This is a genomic window from Geodermatophilus sp. SYSU D01106 (assembly GCF_054049995.1).
The window spans coordinates 254,020-276,212 of the sequence record NZ_JBJGYM010000005.1 but is presented as its reverse complement, the minus strand read 5'-3'; the positions used below and the strand labels follow the sequence as shown (position 1 = coordinate 276,212).

The 22,193-nt window shown below is 74.8% G+C and carries 16 protein-coding genes; 12 read left to right on the top strand and 4 right to left on the bottom strand.

Annotation, left to right across the window (positions count from 1 at the left end; genetic code table 11):
- Positions 1–27: 27 nt before the first annotated feature.
- The 10 genes from ACI78R_RS08170 (at position 28) to ACI78R_RS08125 (ending at position 12,954) form a co-directional block, all read left to right on the top strand.
- Entirely contained in the window at positions 28–2,595 is a 2,568-nt protein-coding gene (locus ACI78R_RS08170; RefSeq protein WP_457040315.1) for a DNA translocase FtsK, read from the top strand.
- 68 nt (positions 2,596–2,663) lie between these two features.
- Complete coding sequence (gene rimO, locus ACI78R_RS08165) at positions 2,664–4,088, top strand: 30S ribosomal protein S12 methylthiotransferase RimO (protein ID WP_457040314.1); 1,425 nt, start codon at positions 2,664–2,666, stop codon at positions 4,086–4,088.
- A 7-nt stretch (positions 4,089–4,095) separates the two neighbouring features.
- Positions 4,096–4,758: a CDP-diacylglycerol--glycerol-3-phosphate 3-phosphatidyltransferase gene (gene pgsA, locus ACI78R_RS08160; RefSeq protein WP_073420610.1), complete on the top strand. Its 663-nt coding sequence runs from the start codon at positions 4,096–4,098 to the stop codon at positions 4,756–4,758.
- A 153-nt stretch (positions 4,759–4,911) separates the two neighbouring features.
- Entirely contained in the window at positions 4,912–5,343 is a 432-nt protein-coding gene (locus ACI78R_RS08155) for a helix-turn-helix domain-containing protein (RefSeq protein ID WP_073420609.1), read from the top strand.
- Between the two features lie 136 nt (positions 5,344–5,479).
- Positions 5,480–6,709 (top strand): DUF4032 domain-containing protein, encoded by a 1,230-nt coding sequence (locus ACI78R_RS08150; protein ID WP_457040313.1) that lies wholly within the window; start codon positions 5,480–5,482, stop codon positions 6,707–6,709.
- 120 nt (positions 6,710–6,829) lie between these two features.
- Positions 6,830–8,185: an extracellular solute-binding protein gene (locus tag ACI78R_RS08145; protein ID WP_457040312.1), complete on the top strand. Its 1,356-nt coding sequence runs from the start codon at positions 6,830–6,832 to the stop codon at positions 8,183–8,185.
- The gene (locus ACI78R_RS08140; RefSeq protein WP_073420607.1) at positions 8,182–9,144 is read left to right on the top strand and encodes a carbohydrate ABC transporter permease; all 963 of its coding nucleotides are present in this window, start codon (positions 8,182–8,184) and stop codon (positions 9,142–9,144) included. The genes ACI78R_RS08145 and ACI78R_RS08140 overlap by 4 nt, the downstream gene beginning before the upstream one ends.
- Positions 9,144–9,977, top strand: coding sequence for a carbohydrate ABC transporter permease (locus ACI78R_RS08135; protein WP_073420606.1), 834 nt, complete (start codon positions 9,144–9,146; stop codon positions 9,975–9,977). The genes ACI78R_RS08140 and ACI78R_RS08135 overlap by 1 nt, the downstream gene beginning before the upstream one ends.
- Before the next feature lie 47 nt (positions 9,978–10,024).
- Positions 10,025–11,317 (top strand): ABC transporter ATP-binding protein, encoded by a 1,293-nt coding sequence (locus tag ACI78R_RS08130; RefSeq protein WP_073420605.1) that lies wholly within the window; start codon positions 10,025–10,027, stop codon positions 11,315–11,317.
- Positions 11,318–11,325: 8 nt separating this feature from the next.
- Positions 11,326–12,954, top strand: coding sequence for a glycoside hydrolase family 13 protein (locus ACI78R_RS08125; RefSeq protein ID WP_457040311.1), 1,629 nt, complete (start codon positions 11,326–11,328; stop codon positions 12,952–12,954).
- On the opposite strand, the gene ACI78R_RS08120 is transcribed toward ACI78R_RS08125, so the two are convergent.
- Positions 12,951–13,973, bottom strand: a complete 1,023-nt coding sequence (locus ACI78R_RS08120; protein ID WP_457040310.1) for a PfkB family carbohydrate kinase — start codon at positions 13,971–13,973, stop codon at positions 12,951–12,953. The two genes, ACI78R_RS08125 and ACI78R_RS08120, sit on opposite strands and share 4 nt — an antisense overlap.
- Positions 13,974–14,178: 205 nt before the next feature.
- On the opposite strand from ACI78R_RS08120, the gene ACI78R_RS08115 reads away from it, so the two are divergent.
- Complete coding sequence (locus tag ACI78R_RS08115; protein WP_457040309.1) at positions 14,179–15,015, top strand: PspA/IM30 family protein; 837 nt, start codon at positions 14,179–14,181, stop codon at positions 15,013–15,015.
- A 64-nt stretch (positions 15,016–15,079) separates the two neighbouring features.
- Here ACI78R_RS08115 and ACI78R_RS08110 read toward each other — a convergent pair whose 3' ends face one another.
- On the bottom strand, positions 15,080–15,934 hold the full coding sequence (locus tag ACI78R_RS08110; protein ID WP_457040308.1) for a DNA-formamidopyrimidine glycosylase family protein: 855 nt from the start codon (positions 15,932–15,934) through the stop codon (positions 15,080–15,082).
- Positions 15,935–16,032: 98 nt separating this feature from the next.
- On the opposite strand from ACI78R_RS08110, the gene ACI78R_RS08105 reads away from it, so the two are divergent.
- Positions 16,033–16,623, top strand: coding sequence for an antibiotic biosynthesis monooxygenase (locus ACI78R_RS08105; protein ID WP_457040307.1), 591 nt, complete (start codon positions 16,033–16,035; stop codon positions 16,621–16,623).
- A gap of 36 nt (positions 16,624–16,659) precedes the next feature.
- Here ACI78R_RS08105 and ACI78R_RS08100 read toward each other — a convergent pair whose 3' ends face one another.
- Both ACI78R_RS08100 and ACI78R_RS08095 read right to left on the bottom strand, forming a co-directional pair.
- Positions 16,660–17,511 carry a cold shock domain-containing protein gene (locus ACI78R_RS08100; RefSeq protein WP_457040306.1) on the bottom strand — a complete coding sequence of 284 codons (852 nt, stop codon included), beginning with the start codon at positions 17,509–17,511 and terminating at the stop codon, positions 16,660–16,662.
- A 69-nt stretch (positions 17,512–17,580) separates the two neighbouring features.
- Complete coding sequence (locus ACI78R_RS08095) at positions 17,581–22,185, bottom strand: ATP-dependent helicase (protein WP_457040305.1); 4,605 nt, start codon at positions 22,183–22,185, stop codon at positions 17,581–17,583.
- Positions 22,186–22,193 lie beyond the last annotated feature (8 nt).

Below are 22,193 nucleotides of genomic sequence, written 5' to 3'. Positions count from 1 at the left end.
GCCTGGACGGCGGCTACCGTTCGACGCATGCCTGCCCGCACCACGCCCTCGCGCCGGCCGGCCGGGTCGGCCCCGAAGGGCCGGTCCGGGTCGACGGCCTCGGGGAAGCGTCCGGCGCCGCGCACGCCCGCGCGCAACGGCAACCGCAAGCCCCCGGCCCGCAAGCCCGCCCCCGCGAAGGGCCCCGGCGCCGCCGGGGCCGCCTGGCGCGCCGCCTCCGGCGCCTGGGGGCTGGTCGCCCGCGGCGCCGGCAGCCTGGCCCGCTCGATCGCCCGCCCGGAGGAGGCCGAGCCGCTCGCGCCGGAGCACCGCCGCGACGGCGCCGGCCTCGCCGTCCTCGGCCTGGCCGTCGTCCTCGGCGCCGCCGCCTGGTTCGACGGGATCGGCCCGGTCGGCGCGGGGATGGCCGACGCCACCCGCTGGGTGGTCGGCTCGCTGGTCCTGCTGCTGCCCGCCGTCCTCTTCCTCGCCGCGCTGCGGCTGCTGCGCCGCGCCCCCCGGCCCGAGGCGCGCGGCCGGCTGGCCATCGGCTGGGTGTGCGCCACCGTCGCGGTGCTCGGCATCGCCTCCGTCGTCGGCACGCCCGCCGACCCGGTGGCCGGCGAGCCCGGCACCGGCGGCCTCGTCGGCTGGGCGGTCGGCACGCCGCTGACCGCGGGCGTCGGCGCCGTCGTCGCCGTCGTGCTGCTGTCCCTGCTCGCCGTCTTCGCGGTGCTCGTGCTCACCGCCACCCCGCTGCACCAGGTGCCCGAGCGGCTGCGCGCCTTCGTCGACCGGGTCACCGGCCGCGGCGACGAGGAGTGGGACGAGTACGAGGACGAGGACGCCTACGAGGAGGACGAGGAGCCCGCGCCGCCGCGGCGCGGCCGCCGCGCCCGCGCCGCGCTCGACGAGATGCTCGCCGACGAGGCGGCCGACACGCACCCGACCGGCCCGATCGACCACGTGCCGACCGCCGACGTCCGCGAGGCCGTCCGGCACGAGCCGGCCCCCGAGCCCCCGGCCGCGGCCGCCGCGCCCCGGCCGGCCGTCGTCGACCGCACCGCGCCGCCGGAGGACCTGCCGCCGGCCGAGGAGCCGCAGCAGCTGGTCATCCAGCCCGTCGAGGGCGACTACGTGCTGCCCTCGCTCAGCACGCTGCGCCCCGGCACCCCGCCGCGCGCCCGCTCGTCGGCCAACGACGCCGCGATCGAGGCCATCACGCGGGTGCTCGAGCAGTTCAACGTCGACGCCGCCGTCACGAGCTTCACCCGCGGCCCCACCGTGACCCGCTACGAGATCGAGCTGGGCCCCGCGGTCAAGGTCGAGAAGATCACCGCGCTGACGAAGAACCTCGCCTACGCGGTCGCCAACGACAACATCCGCATCCTCGCGCCGATCCCCGGCAAGTCCGCCGTCGGCGTCGAGGTGCCCAACACCGACCGCGAGACGGTCAGCCTCGGCGACGTCATGCGCTCGCAGGCGGCCAAGCAGGACCCGCACCCGATGCTGGTCGGCCTCGGCAAGGACATCGAGGGCGGCTTCGTCTGCGCGAACCTCGCGAAGATGCCGCACCTGCTGGTGGCCGGTGCCACCGGCGCCGGCAAGTCGTCCTGCATCAACTCGCTGCTGACCTCGCTGCTGCTGCGGGCGACGCCCGACCAGCTGCGGATGATCCTGGTCGACCCGAAGATGGTCGAGCTGACGCCCTACGACGGCATCCCGCACCTGATCACGCCGATCATCACCGACCCGAAGAAGGCGGCCACCGCGCTGGCCTGGCTGGTCGAGGAGATGGAGCAGCGCTACCAGGACATGCGCGCCACCGGCGTCCGGCACATCGACGACTTCAACCGCAAGGTCGAGCGCGGCGAGATCACCGCCCCGCCCGGCAGTGAGCGGGTCTACCGGCCCTACCCCTACATCCTCGCGATCGTCGACGAGCTCGCCGACCTGATGATGGTCGCCCCGCGCGACGTCGAGGAGTCGATCGTCCGGATCACCCAGAAGGCGCGCGCGGCCGGCATCCACCTGGTGCTCGCCACGCAGCGGCCCTCGGTCGACGTCGTCACCGGCCTCATCAAGGCCAACGTGCCCTCGCGGCTGGCGTTCTCGACCTCCAGCCTCACCGACAGCCGGGTCATCCTCGACCAGCCGGGCGCGGAGAAGCTGATCGGCATGGGCGACGCCCTGTTCCTGCCGATCGGCGCCGGCAAGCCGATCCGCGTCCAGGGCGCCTACGTGTCCGACGCCGAGATCGAGGCGGTCGTCGAGTTCACCAAGCGCCAGGCGGAGCCGGAGTACCGCGAGGAGGTCTTCAGCGCCGCGCAGGGCGAGAAGAAGGAGATCGACGAGGACATCGGCGGGGACCTGGACCTGCTGTGCCAGGCCGTCGAGCTCGTGGTCACCAGCCAGTTCGGCTCGACGTCGATGCTGCAGCGCAAGCTGCGCGTCGGGTTCGCCAAGGCCGGCCGGCTCATGGACCTCATGGAGACCCGCGGCGTCGTCGGCCCGTCCGAGGGCTCCAAGGCCCGCGACGTGCTGGTCAAGCCCGACGAGCTGGAGTCGGTGCTGTTCACGCTCCGTGGCGGCACCCTCCCCGGCGGCGAGGACTGAGCCCCCGAGCGGGGAGGGTCACCCCGTCGCGGGCCGGAACGGTCGCGGACAGCACCTACGATGGTCCGGTGAGCGCTCCGACCGGCCCTGCCCGCACCGTGGCGGTGGTGACCCTCGGGTGCGCCCGCAACGAGGTGGACTCCGAGGAGCTGGCCGGCCGGCTGGCCGGCGGCGGCTACCGCCTGGTCGACGACGCCGAGGGCGCCGACGCGGTGCTCGTGAACACCTGCGGGTTCATCGAGTCGGCGAAGAAGGACTCGGTCGACGCGATCCTCGCCGCCACCGACTCCGGCGCCCGCGTCGTCGCGGTCGGCTGCATGGCCGAGCGGTACGGCTCCGAGCTCGCGGGCGCGCTGCCCGAGGCCACCGTGCTCGGCTTCGACGACTACGCCGCGATCGGCGACCGGCTCGACGACGTCCTCGCCGACCGGCCGCTGGTGCCGCACACGCCCCGCGACCGCCGCACGCTGCTGCCGATCAGCCCGGTCGAGCGCACGGCCGCGGTGGCCGCCCCGGAGGCGCCCGCCATCCCCGGTCACGGCTGGGTGCAGCGCCGCCGGCTGGCGTCCGGGCCCACGGCGGCGCTCAAGCTCGCCTCCGGCTGCGACCGCCGCTGCGCGTTCTGCGCCATCCCCACCTTCCGCGGCTCGTTCGTGTCCCGCCCGCCGGCCGACGTGCTCACCGAGGCGCGCTGGCTGGCCGGCCAGGGCGTCACCGAGCTGGTGCTGGTCAGCGAGAACTCCACCTCCTACGGCAAGGACCTCGGCGACCTGCGCTCGCTGGAGCGCCTGCTGCCGCAGCTGGCCGCCGTCGAGGGCATCGCCCGGGTGCGGGTGGCCTACCTGCAGCCGGCGGAGCTGCGACCGGGCCTGCTCGAGGTCATCGCCACCACCGACGGCGTCGCGCCGTACTTCGACCTGTCCTTCCAGCACTCCTCGCCGGGGCTGCTGCGCCGGATGCGCCGGTTCGGCGGCACCGACGACTTCCTCGCCCTCGTCGAGCGGGCCCGCGCGCTCGCGCCGGAGGCCGGGTTCCGCACCAACGTCATCCTCGGCTTCCCGGGGGAGACCGAGGACGACGTCGCCGAGCTCGAGCGGTTCCTCACCGGCGCGCGCCTGGACGCCGTCGGGGTCTTCGGCTACTCCGACGAGGAGGGCACCGAGGCGATGGGCCTGCCGGGCAAGCTCGACCAGGCCGAGATCGACGCGCGGGTCCGGCGGATCACCGACCTCGTCGAGGAGCTCACCGCCCAGCGCGCCGAGGACCGGGTCGGCACCCGCGTCGAGGTGCTGCTGACCGAGGACCTGTCGGCGGAGGAGGGCCCCGGCGTGTGGGCCGGCCACGGCGCCCACCAGGACCCCGACGCCGACGGCACCACCACGGTCACCGGCGTGCCCGACGGCGCCCGCCCCGGGCAGCTGCTCACCGCCGAGGTCGTCGACACCGACGGCATCGACCTCGTGGCGGCCGCACTGGTCCCGGCCGCCCGGTGAGAGCCCGGTGAGCGCCGTCGCCCCCGACCCGGCGGCGACCCCGCCGTCGTCGGCCCGCCTGGTCAACCTGCCCAACGCGCTCACCGTGCTGCGGCTGGCCGTGGTGCCCGTGTTCGCCGTGCTCCTGCTGTCCGACGGCGGCATGGACGACGACCGCCGCGTCTGGGCCACGGTGTTCTTCGCCCTGGCGATCATCACCGACCGGTACGACGGGCTGATCGCGCGGCGCACCGGGCAGGTCACCGAGTTCGGCAAGCTCGCCGACCCGATCGCCGACAAGGCGCTCACCGGCACCGCGCTCATCGGCCTGTCGGTGCTCGCCCTGCTGCCCTGGTGGGTGACGCTGGCGATCCTCGTCCGCGAGGTCGGCGTGACGCTGCTGCGCTTCTGGGTGATCCGGCACGGCGTGATCGCCGCCAGCCGCGGCGGCAAGGCCAAGACGGTCGTCCAGGCGCTGGCCATCGGCCTGTACATCCTGCCGCTGACCGGGCTGCTGGCCACCGCCCGCTGGTGGGTCATGGCCGTCGCGCTGGTGCTCACGCTGGTCACCGGCCTGGACTACGTGTACCGGGCGCTGACCCTGCGCCGGACGAGCGCCCGGGCGATGCGCGCCGCGGCCGCCCGCCGCGCGGCCGGGCCCACCGGCTCGCGCACCGACACCGCCGCCTGAGTCCCCCGGGGGGAACGCCCAGGCGGGTGCAGCTGTTACGCCATGAGCGGACGCGGCCCCGCCGGCCCGGGAACCGACGGTGGCTCCGCGTACCGTGGGCGCACGGCACCCCCGGGTGCCGCCGCTCTTCCCTCAGCCAGACAGGAGACGGCCATGACGCTGCTGCGTACGGAGCTCGGGCGGACCCTGCGCGGGCACCGGCTGCGCCAGCGGCGGACGCTGCGCGACGTCTCCGGTGCCGCCCGGGTGAGCCTGGGCTACCTCTCGGAGGTCGAGCGGGGGCAGAAGGAGGCCTCCTCCGAGCTGCTCGCCTCGATCTGCGACGCCCTCGACGTCGAGCTCGCCGACCTCCTCGCCGAGGTCAGCACCGAGCTGCGCGGCCCCGCCGTCCGCGTCCGCCCGCTGCCCGCCGGTGTCGCCGCCGGGGTCCCGGCCGACGACGCCGCCGCGGCGGCCGCGGCGAGCGAGGACGCGCCCGCCGCCGAGACGCTCGTCCCCGCCGGCGCCGAGCCGGCGCTCGCCCTGGTGGGCGCCACCAGCCGCGCCGCCCACCGGGCCGGCGCCGCGGTCTCGCTGGCCGCCTAGCACCCCGACGTCCCGTCCGACATCCGCCCGGTGCCCCGCGGGGCACCGGGCGGTCGCGCGCCGGTCGTGGCAGGCTGGGACGACGGTCTCCCCGCCGCGGGTGACCGGTTGCTGCAGGCCACCAGCGGAGGTCGCCGTGCGGTACCTGTTCCGCCCTCCGGGCACCGACGGTGCCCGTCTGCTCGCCCTGCCCTGGCACCTGCCGCTCGAGGAGTGGCCGCCGGAGCTGCTGCTGGAGGTGCCGCAGCGCGGCATCTCGCGGCACGTCGTCCGCTTCGTCGCCGAGCAGGGCCGCGTGTTCGCGCTCAAGGAGATCTCCGAGCACCTCGCGCGGCACGAGTACGCGCTGCTCGCCGAGTTCGAGGCGGAGGGCCTGCCCTCGGTCTCGGTGCTCGGGGTCTGCGTCGACCGGCCGCACGGCCAGGACGCCATCCTGGTCACCCGCTACCTCGAGTACTCGATGTCCTACCGGTACCTGTTCTCGCGGCCCAGCGCGCGGCAGTCGGTGGACCAGCTGATGGACACCCTCGTGGTGCTGCTGGTCCGGCTGCACCTGGCCGGCGTCTTCTGGGGTGACTGCTCGCTGTCGAACACCCTCTTCCGGCTCGACGCCGGCGCCCTGGCCGCGCACCTGGTCGACGCCGAGACCGCCGAGCGGCACGCCCAGCTCTCCCGCGGCCAGCGGCACTACGACCTGGACCTGGCCCGCGAGCGGGTGGGCGCCGAGCTGCTGGACCTGCAGTTCGGCGGCCTGCTGCCCGACGGCGTCGACCCGATCGAGGTGGCCGACAGCCTGCAGGGCCGCTACGCGTCGCTGTGGGACGAGGTCACCCACGAGGAGGTCTTCCGCACCGACGAGCAGCGCTACCGCGTCGCCGAGCGGCTGCAGCGGCTCAACGACCTCGGCTTCGACGTCGGCGAGATCGAGCTGGTCACCGACGACGAGGGTGCCCGCCTGCGGGTGGAGACCCGGGTGTCGGCGCCCGGGCAGCACCGCCGCGAGCTGATGCGGCTGACCGGCCTGGAGGTGCAGGAGAACCAGGCCCGGCGGCTGCTGAACGACCTGCGCTCCTTCCGCGCCTACCTCGAGCAGAAGGAGGGCCGGCCGGTGTCGGAGCCGGTGGCCGGCGCCCGCTGGCTCGCCGAGGTCTACCAGCCGGTCATCGAGTCGATCCCCGCCGAGCTGGCCGGCCGGCTGGCCCCGGCGGAGGTCTTCCACGAGGTGCTCGAGCACCGGTGGTTCCTGTCGGAGAAGGCCGGCCGCGACGTCGGCACGACCGCGGCCGCGCGCTCCTACCTCCGCAACGTGCTGCCCTCGACGCCCGAGGAGCTCACCACCCCGTCGGTGATCGCCACCCGCCCCTGAGCGGGACACGGGGGCGCTGGTCACGAGGCGGACACGCCCGGGTTGCGCCCCGTTGTGGGCTGGGCCACGGTACGGGAGCGCGGTGATCGTCGGTGCTCGCCGAAACGGAGGCGATGAGTCTTGTCCATCGCAACAGGTCGGATCCCGGGGGCCGGAGGCAGCGGTAGTCCGCATCGCCGACGGCGACCGCGGCGCGCGATCGGCGGCGCGGCCGCCGCTCTCGTCGTCGCCTCGACGCTCGCCGCGTGCGGCGGAGGCGGCGACAGCGGTGCCACCCCGGTCCTCAACTGGTACATCAACCCCGACTCGGGCGGTCAGCAGACCATCGCCGACCGGTGCTCGGAGGAGTCCGGCGGCGCCTACCGGATCGCGGTGTCGATCCTGCCCCGCGAGTCCTCGGCCCAGCGCGAGCAGCTCGTGCGGCGCCTCGCGGCCAACGACGCCTCGATCGACATCATCAGCCTGGACCCGCCCTACATCCCGGAGTTCGCGCAGGCCGGGTTCCTCGCCCCGGTGCCGGAGGACCTCGCCGGCCGGGTCACCGAGGGCGTCGTCCAGAGCTCCATCGAGGGTGCGACGTGGGACGACGAGCTCGTCACCGTCCCCTTCTGGGCCAACACCCAGCTGCTCTGGTACCGCAAGTCCGTGGCCGAGGCCGCGGGTCTGGACATGAGCGGGCCGGTCACCTGGGAGCAGATCGTCCAGGCCGCCCAGGACACCGAGACCATCGTGAGCGCCCAGGGCCGGCGGGCCGAGTCGCTCACGGTGTGGTTCAACGCCCTCATCGAGTCCGCGGGCGGCTCGGTCATCGCCGAGAACTCGACCGACCCGGAGCAGATCCAGCTCGGGCTCACCGACGAGGCCGGCCAGCGGGCCGCCGAGGTGATGGCCCTGGTCGCCGACTCCGGCGTCGTCGGCTCGGCCTTCTCGACCTCGAGCGAGGACACCAGCGCCACGCAGTTCGAGTCCGAGGACGGCGGCTTCATGGTCAACTGGCCGTTCGTCTGGTCCCGCGCGCTCAGCGCGGTGGAGGCGGGCACCCTCGACGCCTCCGTGCCCGACGACTACGGCTGGGCGCTGTACCCGGCCGTCGACGAGGGCACCCCGAGCGCGCCGCCCTACGGCGGGATCAACCTCGGCGTGGGCGCCTTCAGCGACAACGTCGACCTGGCGTACGAGGCGACCGAGTGCATCGTCTCGGACGAGAACCAGGCCGAGTACATGATCACCAACGGCAACCCGGCGTCGTCGCAGGCGGTCTACGACGACCCGGAGGTGCAGGAGGCCTTCCCGATGGCCGACACCATCCGGGAGTCGCTGGAGCAGGCGGCCCCGCGGCCGCAGACCCCGTACTACAGCGAGGTCTCCGGCGGTCTCCAGCGGGAGTACCACCCGCCGTCGTCGGCCTCGGCCGACTCGGGCCAGCGCGCCCAGGACCTCATCGGCGCAGTCCTGCGAGGGGAGCAGCTGCTGTGACGCAGACGACCCTCCCGCCGGTGGAGAAGACCCAGCCGGTCTCCTCCCCGCGCGGGACCATCAGCGACCGCTCGCGGGCGGAACGCAAGCTCGGCTGGCTGCTGGCCGGCCCGGCGTTCCTGGTCATGCTCCTGGTGACCGCCTACCCGATCCTGCAGGCGGTCTACTACTCGCTGTTCAGCTACCGGCTCACCGACCCGGAGAACCGGTCGTTCAACGGCCTGGAGAACTACTGGGTGGTCCTCAGCGACCCGCTGTGGTGGCAGTCGGTGTTCATCACCCTCGTCATCACGGTGATCACCGTCGCCGTCGAGCTGGTGCTCGGCTTCGGCCTGGCGCTGGTCATGGTCAAGGCGCTGCGGTCGATCCGTCCGGTGGTCCGCGCGGCGATCCTCATCCCGTACGCGGTCATCACCGTCGTGTCGGCCTTCGCCTGGCAGTTCGCCTTCAACATCAACACCGGCTTCGTCAACAGCTGGTTCGCCTGGCTGCCCGGCGTCGACGCGACCACCGACTGGTTCGGCGGCACCGGCACCTCGCTGTTCGTCATCTGCCTGGCCGAGATCTGGAAGACGACGCCGTTCATCTCGCTGCTCCTGCTCGCCGGCCTGGCGCAGGTGCCCGAGGTGCTGCAGGAGGCGGCGAAGGTCGACGGCGCCACGCGGTGGCAGCGGATGGCGCGGGTGACCATCCCGAACATGAAGGCCGCGATCATGGTGGCCCTGCTGTTCCGCACCCTCGACGCGTTCCGCGTGTTCGACAGCATCTACATCATGACCGCGGGGGCCAACGGCACCGAGTCGGTGTCCTTCCTCGCCTACCGGCAGACGATCGCGCGGGTGGAGATCGGCCTGGGATCGGCGGTCTCCGTGCTGCTCTTCCTCGCCGTCGTGCTGATCGCGTTCCTGTTCATCAAGGGCTTCAAGGTCGACCTGGCCCAGGCGAGAGGTGAGCGCTGATGTCGTCGAGGTCGAAGGTCTGGTGGGTGGTCGGTGGCGTCCTCATCGTCATCTACTGCCTGTTCCCGATCGCCTGGATCGTCTCGCTGTCGTTCAAGGCGCCGTCGGACATCTCCAACCAGTCGTTCCTGCCGACGGACCCGTCGATCGAGAACTACTCGACGATCCTCACCGGCTCGGCGAGTGACCTGTTCCTGCCGGCGCTGCGCAACAGCTTCGGGATCTGCCTGATCGCCACGGCGATCTCCTGCATCCTGTCGATGTTCGCCGCCTACGCGATCGCGCGGCTGGACTTCCCGGGGAAGAAGCTCATCCTCGGCACCGCGCTCGCCGTCGCGATCTTCCCGGTCATCTCGATCGTCACGCCGCTGTTCAACCTGTGGCGGCAGATCGGGCTCTACGACACCTGGCCCGGGCTGATCATCCCGTACCTGTCCCTGACCCTGCCGATCTCCATCTGGACGATGTCGGCGTTCTTCCGGGAGATCCCCTGGGAGATGGAGCAGGCCGCGCAGGTCGACGGCGCGACGACGTGGCAGGCGTTCCGCAAGGTCATCGTCCCGCTGGCCGCGCCGGGCGTCTTCACCACCGCGATCATCGCCTTCTTCATCGCGTGGAACGACTTCGCCTACGGCATCTCGCTCACGTCGACGGACGCCTCCCGGCCCGTCCCCGCCGCGCTGGGTCTGTTCACCGGCGCCTCGCAGTTCGAGGACCCGACGGGGGCCATCGCCGCGGCCGCGGTGATCGTCACCATCCCCGTCGTCGTCCTGGTCCTGCTCTTCCAGCGGCGCATCGTCGCCGGCCTCACCAACGGCGCGGTCAAGGGCTGACCGGCCGTGCTCCCCACCCCTCCTCCGTCCGAAGGGGACGAGATCTGATGGCCTCCATCGAGATGCGCAACATCGTCAAGCAGTACGGCGACGGCTACCCGGCCGTGAACGACGTGAGCCTGGACATCGCCGACGGCGAGTTCATGATCCTCGTCGGGCCGTCGGGCTGCGGGAAGTCCACCCTGCTGCGGATGATCGTCGGCCTGGAGGACATCACCAGCGGCGACATGGTCATCGGCGGCAAGCGGGTCAACGACCTCGCCCCGCGCGAGCGCAACCTGTCGATGGTCTTCCAGAACTACGCGCTGTACCCGCACATGACGGTGTTCGAGAACATCGCCTTCCCGCTGCGGCTGTCCAAGACGCCCGACGACGAGGTCCGCCGCCGCGTGCAGGAGGCCTCCGACGTCCTCGAGCTCAAGGAGCACCTCGAGCGCAAGCCGGCCAACCTCTCCGGTGGCCAGCGCCAGCGGGTGGCCATGGGCCGGGCGATCGTGCGGCAGGCCGAGGCGTTCCTCTTCGACGAGCCGCTGTCCAACCTCGACGCCAAGCTGCGCGGGCAGATGCGCACGGAGATCTCCCGGCTGCAGCGGCGCCTGGGCATCACCACGGTCTACGTGACCCACGACCAGACCGAGGCGATGACGCTGGGCGACCGGGTCTGCGTCCTGCGCAAGGGCAAGATCCAGCAGGTCGCCTCGCCCCGGGAGCTCTACGAGCAGCCGGTCAACCTCTTCGTCGCCGGGTTCATCGGCTCGCCGCCGATGAACTTCCTGCCGGCGAGCCTGGAGGGCACGACGCTGTCGACGCCGTTCGGCCCGATCGCGCTCGACGAGCAGCGCGCCGCCGCCGTCCGGGGCCGGGACCTGCTGCTGGTCGGCATCCGGCCGGAGTACTTCGAGGACGCCTCGCTGGTCGACGAGGCCAAGCGGCCGCTCGGCTCGACGTTCCGCGCGCGGGTCGACGTCACCGAGTGGCTGGGTGACTCGCAGTACGCCTACATCCCCTACGAGGCGCCGGAGGCGATCACCGCTCAGCTGCGCGACCTGTCGCGCGAGCTGGACTCCGAGGAGCTGCGCACCCAGGCGATCGTGTCGATCGACTCGACCAGCCGGATCCGGGAGGGCCGCGAGGCGGAGTTCTGGCTGGACAGCCGGAAGATCCACGTCTTCGACCCCCAGACCGGTGAGAACCTCACGCGGGACGCGGAGGCCGGCGCCCGGCTGACGCAGATGGCCACCGAGGACCGGGTCGAGCAGGTGGAGCACGCGCAGTCCACCGGCCAGACGGTGAGCGGCCAGAGCTCGGGCCCCTCCGGGGCGCACCGCGCCACCGCCTGACCGCGATCGTGGACGACCGCCGTCCGTGGTGGCGGACGGCGGTCGTCCACGAGGTCTACCTGCGCAGCTTCGCCGACGGGAACGGTGACGGCCTGGGGGACGTGCCCGGCCTGCGCGAGCGGCTGCCGTACCTGGCCGGACTCGGCGTCGACGCGCTGTGGGTGACGCCCTGGTACCCCTCGCCGATGGCCGACGGCGGCTACGACGTGAGCGACCACCGCGACGTCGACCCGCGGTTCGGCACGCTCGACGACGTCGACGCGCTGCTCGCCGACGCGCACGCGCTCGGCCTGCGCGTGGTCGTGGACCTCGTCGCCAACCACACCTCCGCCGAGCACCCCTGGTTCCGCGCCGCGCTGGCCGGCGGCCCGGGCGCGCCCGAGCGGAGCCGCTACCTGTTCCGGGACGGCCGCGACGGCGGCGCCGCCCCGCCCAACGACTGGATCAGCGCCTTCGGCGGGCCGGCCTGGACCCGGGTGACCGAGCCCGACGGCCGGCCCGGCCAGTGGTACCTGCACCTGTTCGCCCCCGAGCAGCCGGACCTGGACTGGACCTCACCGGAGGTGCAGGAGGAGTTCGACGACGTCGTGCGCTTCTGGCTCGACCGCGGGGTCGACGGCATCCGCGTCGACGCCGCGCCGGCCATGGCGAAGGTGCCCGGGCTGCCCGACGCCGGCCACCTGCCGGGTGCGACGTTCGCCAGCAGCGAGTGGGTGGGCAACCCGCACTGGGACGTCGACGAGGTGCACGAGGTGTTCCGCCGGTGGCGGCGCATCGGCGACACCTACGACGGCGACCGGCTGTTCGTCTCCGAGGCGGTGGTCAACGGGCCCGAGCGGCTGGCGCGCTACGTCCGGCCCGACGAACTGCACACCACCTTCAACTTCGACTACCTCAAGGCGCCGTGGGACGCGGGCGCGCTGCGGCGGGTGGTCGACGGGACGCTGGCCGCGCTGGCGCCGGTCGGCGCGCCGGCCACCTGGGTGCTGTCCAGCCACGACGAGACCCGGCACGTCACCCGCTTCGGCCGGGCGCACAGCGGCGCCGCCGTCATGGGGTTCGACGCGGCCGGTCCCGCCGACCTCGCCCTGGGGCTGCGGCGGGCGCGCGCCGCCGCGCTGCTCACCCTGGCGCTGCCGGGCGGCGCCTACCTGTACCAGGGAGAGGAGCTCGGCCTGCCGGAGGTCGAGGACCTGCCCGAGGAGTCGCTGCAGGACCCGACGTGGGAGAGGTCGGGCCGCACCGCCCGGGGCCGCGACGGCTGCCGGGTGCCGCTGCCGTGGTCGGGGGAGCGGCCGCCGTTCGGGTTCGCTCCGGACGGCGTGGCGCCGTGGTTGCCGCAGCCGGAGGGGTGGCGGGCGCTCACCGTGGCCGCGCAGGACGCCGACCCGTCCTCGACGCTGTTGCTGTACCGGGCGGCGCTGCGGCTGCGCCGGGAGCTCCTCGGCGAGCAGCCGCTGTCCTGGCTCGACCTCGGCGACGGCGTGCTGGCCTTCTCCCGCGGGCCGGGGTTCCGGTGCGTGGTCAACCTGTCGGACCGCGCCGTCCCGCTCGACGGGCTCGGCCGGGTGCTGCTCGCCAGCGGGGACGCGTCCGCGGGGCTGCCCCCGGACACCGCCGCCTGGCTCGCGCCCTAGGCGGTCGCCCGCTGCTCCTTCGCGGCGGCGAGCTCGGCGGCGGTGGGCGGGTCGGCGCCGACGCGGGTGCAGTTGAGCGCGGCGACCAGCGCGGCGTCGTCGACCAGGGCGAGCAGGTCGTCGTCGGACAGGGCCTCCAGCGCCGCGCGGCCGGTGATCCCGGCGCCCAGCAGCCCGGCGAACAGGCCCGCGGCGAGGGAGTCGCCGGCGCCGACGGTGTCGGCCACGGTCACCCGCGGCGGCTCGCGGTGCAGCAGCGGGCGGCCGGGCCGGGCGATCCGCAGCGGGTCGCCGCCGTCGGTGAGCAGCACCAGCGCCGGGCCGCGGCCGGCCCAGCGCCGGGCGGCGTCGTCGAGGTCGGTCGTGTCCGGCTCGAGCCAGGCGAGGTCCTCGGCGCTGACCTTCACCACGTCGGCGACGGCGACCAGCCGGTCGAGCCGGGCGCGGACGCCGTCGGGGTCGTTGCCGAGCGCGGCGCCCACCGGGCCGCCGGCCAGCATGGGCCGCAGGTTGGGGTCGACGCTGACCAGGGCGGTGCCCGCCAGGCGCTCGGCGAGCGCGGCGATCGCCTCGGACCCGGGCGGCGTCCAGGAGGAGATGGACCCGACGTGCAGCAGCGCCGTCCCCTCGGGCAGCGCGGCGTCGAGCTCCGCGCCGGTCCACTGCCAGTCGGCGGCGCCCTGCACGTGGAAGCCGTAGTCGGCCGAGCCGTCGGGGGAGAGGCCGACGACGGCGAGGCTGACCGGCTCGGCCGCGGCGACGAAGCCGGAGACGTCGACGCCGGAGAGCTCGGCGTGCCGGCGCAGGGCCGGCGCCATGGGGCCGGTGCCGAGGCGGGCGAGCAGCGCCACCCGGGTGCCGAGCCGGCCGGCCGCGACGGCCACGTTGAGCGCGTTGCCGCCGGGGCGGGCGACGTAGTGCGGGGCGGTGCCCTCCGGTCCGGCGTCGGCGCCGGCGACCGGGAGGAGGTCGACGACGAGCTCGCCGAGCACGGTGAGGACGGGGCCGTCGCTGTCCATCGCCCGACCCTAGCGGCGCGGGTCGTCCCCCGCGGGACACCCGGGAGTCCCCGGACGGGGGAGGTCCGCAGGACCGGGGGACTCCCTGCTGGGCCGGGTACCGCTGTTGCTGGGACGATGGGGGAGGAGGACCGCCGTCGACGACGGCGGTGCGCAGGAGCCACGAGGCGGCGCCGGACGGGCGCCGGAGCAGGAGGAGCTCGCCATGCCCAACCCGATCGTCAAGCTGTGGCGGTACCTGACGGCGTCGGCCAACGCGCAGATCGACCAGCGCGCCGACCCCAAGATCCAGATCCAGCAGGCGATCGAGGCCGAGCAGCAGCGGCACCAGTCGCTGGCCAACCAGGCGGCCGCGGTGCTGGGCAACCAGCGCCAGCTGGAGATGCGGCTGAACCGGCAGCTCGGCGAGGTCGAGAAGCTGCAGGCCTCCGCCCGCCAGGCGCTCGTCCTCGCCGACCAGTCCCGAGGCCGCGGTGACGCCCCCAAGGCCGCCGAGTACGAGCAGGCCGCGCAGGCGTTCGCCACCCAGCTCGTCGCCGCCGAGCAGGCGATGGAGGACCTCAAGCGCAGCCACGACGAGGCGCTGCAGGCCGCCGAGCAGGCGCGCGGCGCGGTCGAGCAGAGCCGGATGCGGCTGCAGACCACGCTGGCCGAGCGCACCAAGCTCATGAGCCAGCTCGAGCAGGCCAAGATGCAGGAGCACGTGGCCGCGTCGATGCGCCAGGTCAACGAGCTGTCGGCACCGGGCAACACCCCGAGCCTGGCCGAGGTCCGCGACAAGATCGAGGCCCGCTACGCCAACGCGCTGGGCCAGGCCGAGCTCGCGCAGACCTCCGTCGAGGGCCGGATGCTCGAGGTGCAGAAGGCCACCCTCGACGTCGCCGGCGCCTCGCGGCTGGAGCAGATCCGGGCCGGCATGGGCGGCGGGCAGACGCCGGCCGTCGAGAGCGGCACCGGCGCGGCCGGCGCGATCGGCCCGGGCGCCGCGTCGCCGTCGTTCGAGAAGACCGAGCAGACGGCGCAGCGCCCCGAGAACGCCTGACGCACCGCCGCGGCCCGGCTCCCGCTCTCGGGTGGAGCCGGGCCGCGGCGTGTCCGGGGCGTGCCTAGGTGGCGCTGGCGAGCGGCCGCGGGTGGTCGGACTCCCCGGTGCGGGCCATGGGGTCGACGGGGGCATCGGTGGCCTGGCAGGTCGGGCACCAGTAGGTGATCCGCTCCTGCAGGTCGGGGCCCTGGTCGCCGCGCAGGATCGGGGTGCCGCAGCGGTAGCAGGGCTTGTCCTTGCGGCCGTAGACCCAGTGGTCGCGGCCGCGGCGCAGGTCGCCGGTGGTGCTCTGCTCCGGGCGGTCGCGGTTGGCCAGCATGAGGGCGCGGGTGCGCTCGACCAGCCCGGCGAGGTCCTCGACGTCGGCCACCCGCATCCAGGGGTGCACGCCGCAGACGAACATCCCCTCGACCTTGTAGAGGTTGCCCGGGCCGCAGAGGTTGCGCTGGTCGAGGATCGCGACGCCGATCTGCTGGTCGGGGTGCGACCGCAGCCGGCGCAGCGCCTCGTCGAGGTCCCAGTCGGGGCCGAGGACGTCGGGGCCGAGGTGCCCGACGACGGTGTCCTCCTGGCTGGTGCGCACCATCGCGACGTCGTGCAGCCGGTAGCCGACGCAGTCCCACCGGTCGGTGGCCAGGACCGCGCGGATGGAGAAGGCGGGGCCGCCGTGCCAGCGGGCGCCCTTCTTGTAGATGTGCCAGCTGCCGTCCATCCGGTAGTGGGTGCGCAGCGTCCAGCCGTCGGTGAAACGGGTCAGCATGTGCTTGCCGCGGGGGACCACCTCGGCGACCGTGCGGCCGGCGAGGTCGGTGGCGGCCAGCTGCGGCACCCGGAGCTCGCCGCGGCGCAGCGTCTGGCCGGCCAGCGCGGTGTTCATCCGCTGGGCCGCCAGCCAGACGGTGTCTCCCTCGGGCACCCGTCCAGTGTCCCCTGGACGCGAAGGGCGTGCTCAGGAGCGAGGGACGTCACGCCCGGGCGGGGAAGCACCGGGCGCCGCGCGGCGCTGAGGGTGCCGTGCAGCGACGTCCCGACCCGCGCGACCCGGCCATCGCCCCAGAGCACGTGGCGGGGGTGGCCGAGCCGGTGACGGTGACCGTGGCCCGTGACGTGCGCCCCGAGCAGCGGGCGCCGTTCGAGGAGTGGGCCGGGGAGATCCTCGGCCTGGCGGAGCGGTTCCCCGGCAACCTCGGCACCAGCCTGCTGCGCCCGGGCGCCGGATCCACCCGGTACCACCTGGTGTACCGGTTCGCCGACGGCGAGTCGCTGGCTCGCTGGGAGCGGTCGGCCGAGCGGCAGGCGGCGCTGGAGCGCGTGGAGCACCTGTCCGGCGGCGCCGACTACGCGCGCGTGGCCGGCCTGGACAGCTTCTTCACCGCGATGACCCCGCCGCGGCCCGGCCCGCGCTGGCGGCTGACGGTGCTCACCATCGCGGCCGTCTTCGCCATCACGCTGGGCTTCCAGCTGCTGGTGGCCCCGCACGTCGGGTCGTGGCCGCTGCCGTTGCGCCTGCTGCTGTCGGCGACCGTGGTCGTCGTGCTGCTCGGCCAGGTGGTCATGCCGCGGCTGACCCGCTGGTTCGGCCCCTGGCTGCGCGGCCGCCGCTGACGCCGGTCCCGCGGACGGGACCGGCGTCGGCCGGTCTCAGTCGAGCGGGCGGACGCCGGCGGCGCTGACGCCCCGGGAGCCGGAGGTGCGGGAGAACGCGACCCGCTGGCCCTCCTGGAGCTCGCGGTAGCCGCCGGTCTCCTCGATCTCGGAGAAGTGCACGAAGACGTCGTCGCCGCCGTCGTCGGGCGTGATGAAGCCGAAGCCCTTGTCGGGGTTGAACCACTGCACGGTGCCCTGCGCGTCACCGCCGGCGTCCCCGCCGCGGCCGGCGGAGCGAGCCGGGCGCTGGTCGCGGCCGCCCCGGTCGTCGCGGCGGTCGTCCCGGCGCTCGCGCGGCGCGGGCCGGTCGTAGCCGCCGCGCCGGCCGCCGCCGACCAGCCGCACCGACTCCGCCTGCAGGCCGCGGTTGCCCTCGACCAGCTCGAACTCGACGCGGTCGCCCTCCTCGAGCTCGCCGCCGCGCCCGCTGAGCGCGGAGACGTGCACGAAGACGTCCTCGGGGACGATGAACCCGAAGCCGCGGTCGGCGTCGAAGCGCGCCACGGTGCCCGAGACGACGATCCCGCGAGGCGCCCGGCCGCCGCCGGAGCGGCCGCGGTCGTCGCGGGAGCCGCCCCGGTCGTCACGGCCGGAGCCGCGGTCGTCCCGCCGGTCGTCACGGCGGGCGCGGGGCGCGCCGCCGGTCGGGCGGACCCGGTCGGCCTGGGGGCCACGCGGGCCGGGGCTCGCGTCGTAGTCGACCGGCTGCCCCTCGTCGAGGGTGCGGAAGCCCCCGGTGTCCTCGATCGACGAGAAGTGGACGAACACGTCGTCCCCGCCGTCCTGCGGCTCGATGAACCCGAAGCCCTTGTCCGCGTCGAACCAGCGGACCGTGCCGGCTGCCATGTCTGTATCCCTCATCCCTCACGTACTGCGACGGTCAACGGTACGCGTCCCGCGCGCACCGGCCCCAGTTCAGCCGCGCAGGCGTAGCCCACGCGGGGTGGCCGCGAAGCCGGCGGCCTGCAGCGCCGACGACAGCGGGGTGTCCTGGTGCACCGAGGCGCCGTCGGCCTTCTGCACCACCATGCGGCCCAGCGCCCCGGCGGCGACGGCGCCCGACAGCGCGGTGGCCGCCTCCTTGAGCGTCTGCTCATCCTCGGTCCACGACAGCAGCGTCTTGCCGCCGCGCTCCACGTAGAGCACCAGGTCGCCGTCGACCAGCACCACCAGCGCGCCGGCCTTGCGCCCGGCGCGGTGCCCGGTGGGCCGCTTCCCGCCGCCGGTGCCCTCGCCGACGTCGACCGCGACCTGGTCGGCCGACTCGCCGTCGGACGGGCCGGTGCGGTCGGGCCAGGGCAGCGCCGCGCCGTAGACGTTGGCCGGGTCGGTGGCGGCGAGCACGACCGCGCCCTCGGGCGCGCGGTCGGGGGTGGCGAAGGCGCGCAGCCGGTCGACCGAGCCCGGCGTGCCGAACTGGGCGGCGCCCAGGGTCTCGACGAAGTAGCCGCGGCGGGCCCGGTTGTTCTCCTCGAACGCACGCAGCACCGGGTAGACGGCGGAGAACCCGCCGGGCACCTGCTCGGCCATCACCGCGCCGCGGGTGAGCACGCCGTGCCGCTCGAGCAGCGCCTCGGCGCGGGCGGTGGTGCGCCGGGTCGGGTTGGGCTCGCGCTCGGGCAGCCGCGACCACCGGCCGGCGACCGTGGGCGGGCCGGTGCGGGTGGGCATCGCCGGGCGGCCCAGGCGCGGGCGGCCGTAGCGGGTGCGGTCCACCCGGGCGCGCGGAGGAGCCGGGGCGCGCTTGTGCGTGCCGCCCCCGGACAGCCGGGTGCGCAGCGGGGCGAGGGTGTCGTTGGTGAGCAGCCCGGCCCACACCAGGTCCCACACGACGTCGGCGAGCGCCGTGTCGTCGGTGGCGCCGACCAGATCGGACAGGCCGCGGAAGAACACCGCCTGCCCGGCCGAGAGCTGCTCGAGGACGGCGAACCCGACGCCGCCCTCCTCCGGCAGCTCCACCGGGTCGGGCAGCAGCAGCGGCGCGAGGTCGGCGGGCACGAGGCTCACCCAGCCGTCACCGCCGGGCAGTCCGCCGGCGCCGGCCCACAGCACCTCGCCGGCGCTGGTGAGCTCGTCGAGCATCGCGGGGCGGTAGTCGCGCACCCGGGACGGCAGCACGAGCGACTCCAGCGCGCTGGCCGGCACCAGCGCCCCGGCCAGCTGCTCGACCACCGCGAGGACGCCGTCGACGCCGCGCATCCGGCTGCCGACCGACTGCCAGGACGGGGTGAAGCGGGCCAGCGTGCCGATCGGCACCGGCTCGACCTCCTGGCGCAGCTTGGCCAGGCTGCGGCGGCGCACCGAGCGCAGCACCTCGGCGTCGCACCACTCCTGCCCGGTGCCGCCGGGCCGGAACTCGCCGGTGACCAGCCGGCCGGTGCCGACCAGCCGCTGCAGCGTGGCGGTGACGATCGCGACGCCGAGGCCCAGGCGGGTGGCCACCTCGGTGGGCTGGAACGGGCCGTGCGTGCGGGCGTAGCGGCCGACGAGGTCGCCCAGCGGGTCGGCGACCGGCTCGGTGAACGCCTCCGGGACGCCGACGGGCAGCGCGGTGCCCAGCGCGTCGCGCAGCCGGCCGGCGTCCTCGATGGCGACGTGCCGCTCCTCGCCGGCGATCCGCACGACGATCGCCCGCCGTGAGGCCACCAGCTCCGCCAGCCACTCCGCCGGGACGCCGCGCGGCGCCGCCTCGGCCGGGGTCAGATCGCCCAGGCCGCGGAGCAGGTCGGAGGCGCCGTCGACGTCGCGGGGGTGCCGCTCGGCCGGCAGCCGCTGCAGCTCCCGCTCCACCTCGGCCAGCGCCTCGGCGTCGAGCAGCTCGCGCAGCTCGGAGCGGCCCAGCAGCTCGGCGAGCAGGCCGGTGTCCAGGGCCAGCGCCTGCGCGCGGCGCTCGGCCAGCGGGGCGTCGCCCTCGTAGAGGAACTGCCCGACGTAGCCGAACAGCAGCGACTGGGCGAACGGGCTCGCCGCCTGCGTCTGCACGTCGACGACGCGCACCCGCCGCGAGCGGACGTCGCGCATCAGCTCGACCAGGCCGGGCACGTCGTAGACGTCCTGCAGCACCTCGCGGGCGGCCTCGAGCGTGATGGGGAAGCTGGAGAACTCGCTGGCCACGCTGAGCAGCTGGGCGGCGCGCTGGCGCTGCTGCCACAGCGGGGTGCGCCGGCGCGGGTCGCGGCGGGGGAGCAGCAGCGCGCGGGCGGCGCACTCGCGGAACCGGCTGGCGAACAGCGCCGAGCTGCCGACCTCGGCGGTCACCTCCCGCTCGACGTCGTCGGGGTCGAGGACGGCGAGGTCGGCCTCGGGCGGCTCGCCGGTCGTGTCGGGCAGCCGCAGCACGATGCCGTCGTCGGAGTGCATGGAGGCGACGTCGACGCCGTAGCGCTCCCGCAGCCTCGCCGCGAGCACCAGCGCCCACGGGGCATTGACCTGCGCGCCGAAGGGGGAGTGCACGACCAGCCGCCAGTCGCCGAGCTCGTCGCGGAACCGCTCGACCAGCAGCGTCCGGTCGTCGGGCAGGTGGCCGGTGGCCGCCTTCTGCTCGGCGAGGTAGGCGAGCAGGTTGGCCGCGCCCCAGTCGTCGAGGCCCGCAGCCTGCGCCCGCTCGCGGCCCCGCTCCGGCGTGGCCGAGCCGACCTCGCGGAGGAACGCCCCCAGCGCCCGGCCGAGCTCGAGCGGCCGGCCAGGGGCGTCGCCGTGCCAGAACGGCATCTTCCCGGGCTGGCCGGGAGCGGGGGAGACGAGCACCCGGTCGTGCGTGATCTCCTCGATCCGCCACGACGACGAGCCGAGCAGGAAGACGTCGCCCACCCGCGACTCGTAGACCATCTCCTCGTCGAGCTCACCGACGCGGCGCCCGCCGGAGCCCTCGCCGCCGACGAGGAAGACGCCGAACAGCCCGCGGTCGGGGATCGTGCCGCCACTGGTGACCGCCAGCCGCTGCGCGCCGTTGCGGGCGGTGAGGGTGTCGGTGACCCGGTCCCAGGTCAGCCGCGGCCGCAGCTCGGCGAACGCGTCGGAGGGGTAGCGGCCGGCGAGCATGTCGAGCACGGCGTGCAGCGCGGAGTCGGGCAGGCCGGAGAACGGCGCGGACCGGCGCAGCAGCGCGCCGACCTCCTCCACCGTGCGCGGGCCCTCGGACACGATCGCCACGATCTGCTGGGCGAGCACGTCGAGCGGGTTGCGCAGGTAGCGGATCGACTCGATCGCGCCGGCCTTCATCCGCTCGGCGACCAGGGCGCACTGCACGAGGTCGCCGCGGTACTTGGGGAACAGCACGCCGCGGCTGACCGCGCCGACCTGGTGCCCGGCTCGGCCCACCCGCTGCAGGCCCGCGGCCACGGTGGGCGGTGCCTCGACCTGGACGACCAGGTCGACCGCGCCCATGTCGATGCCGAGCTCGAGCGACGACGTCGCCACCACCGCCGGCAGCTGCCCGGACTTCAGCGCCTCCTCGACGACGGCGCGCTGCTCGCGGGACACCGAGCCGTGGTGCGCCGCGGCGACCGGCCGCACGCCCTCGGGGACGCCGCCGCCGGAGCCGGCCTGCGCCATGAGCGCCGCGGCGTTGGTGCCGGGCGGGACCGGCTCCCCGGTGACCCGCTCGTAGGCCATCTCGTTGAGCCGGCTGGTCAGCCGCTCGGCCAGCCGGCGGGAGTTGGCGAAGACGATGGTGCTGCGGTGGGCCTCGACCAGGTCGAGCACCCGCTCCTCGACCGCCGGCCAGATCGACGTCCGCGGCTGGTCGCCCGCGGCCGAGCCCTCCAGCTCGCCGGTGGGCTGGCCCAGCTGGCTCATGTCCTCGACCGGCACGACGACCGAGAGGTCCCACTGCTTGACCGACGGCGGCTGCACGACCTCCACGGGCCGGCCGCCGGCGAGGAAGGTGGCCACCTCCTCGATGGGCCGCACGGTGGCCGAGAGGCCGATCCGCTGCGCCGGGCGGTCGAGCAGCTCGTCGAGCCGGTCGAGGGAGACGGCCATGTGCGCGCCGCGCTTGCTGTCGGTGACGGCGTGCACCTCGTCGACGATCACCGTCTCGACGCCGCGCAGCGCCTCCCGCGCCGAGCTCGTGAGCATGAGGAACAGCGACTCGGGCGTGGTGATGAGGATGTCGGTGGGCCGCCGGGTGAAGGCCCGCCGCTCGTCGGCCGGGGTGTCGCCCGAGCGGATGCCGACGGTGATCTCCGGCCGGGGGAGGCCCAGGCGCATGGCGGCCTGCCCGATGCCGGCCAGCGGCGCGCGCAGGTTGCGCTCGACGTCGACCGCCAGCGCCTTGAGCGGGGACACGTAGAGCACGCGGCAGCGCCGGCTCTCGTCGACCGGTGCGGTGCTGGTGAGCCGGTCGAGCGACCAGAGGAAGGCCGCCAGCGTCTTGCCCGAGCCGGTGGGGGCGACGACGAGGGCGTGCCCGCCGCTGCTGATGGCCTGCCAGGCACCCTCCTGGGCGGCCGTGGGCTCGGCGAACGCGCCCGTGAACCAGGCCCGGGTGGGCGCGGAGAACCGGTCGAGAGCGGGCACGTCCCCAG

Coding starts and splice junctions, on each gene's coding strand:
- ACI78R_RS08170 (WP_457040315.1), top strand. CDS start 28: ATGCCTGCCCGCACCACGCCCTCGCGCCGGCCGGCCGGGTCGGCCCCG.
- ACI78R_RS08155 (WP_073420609.1), top strand. CDS start 4,912: ATGACGCTGCTGCGTACGGAGCTCGGGCGGACCCTGCGCGGGCACCGG.
- ACI78R_RS08135 (WP_073420606.1), top strand. CDS start 9,144: ATGTCGTCGAGGTCGAAGGTCTGGTGGGTGGTCGGTGGCGTCCTCATC.
- ACI78R_RS08130 (WP_073420605.1), top strand. CDS start 10,025: ATGGCCTCCATCGAGATGCGCAACATCGTCAAGCAGTACGGCGACGGC.
- ACI78R_RS08120 (WP_457040310.1), bottom strand. CDS start 13,973: ATGGACAGCGACGGCCCCGTCCTCACCGTGCTCGGCGAGCTCGTCGTC.
- ACI78R_RS08115 (WP_457040309.1), top strand. CDS start 14,179: ATGCCCAACCCGATCGTCAAGCTGTGGCGGTACCTGACGGCGTCGGCC.
- ACI78R_RS08100 (WP_457040306.1), bottom strand. CDS start 17,511: ATGGCAGCCGGCACGGTCCGCTGGTTCGACGCGGACAAGGGCTTCGGG.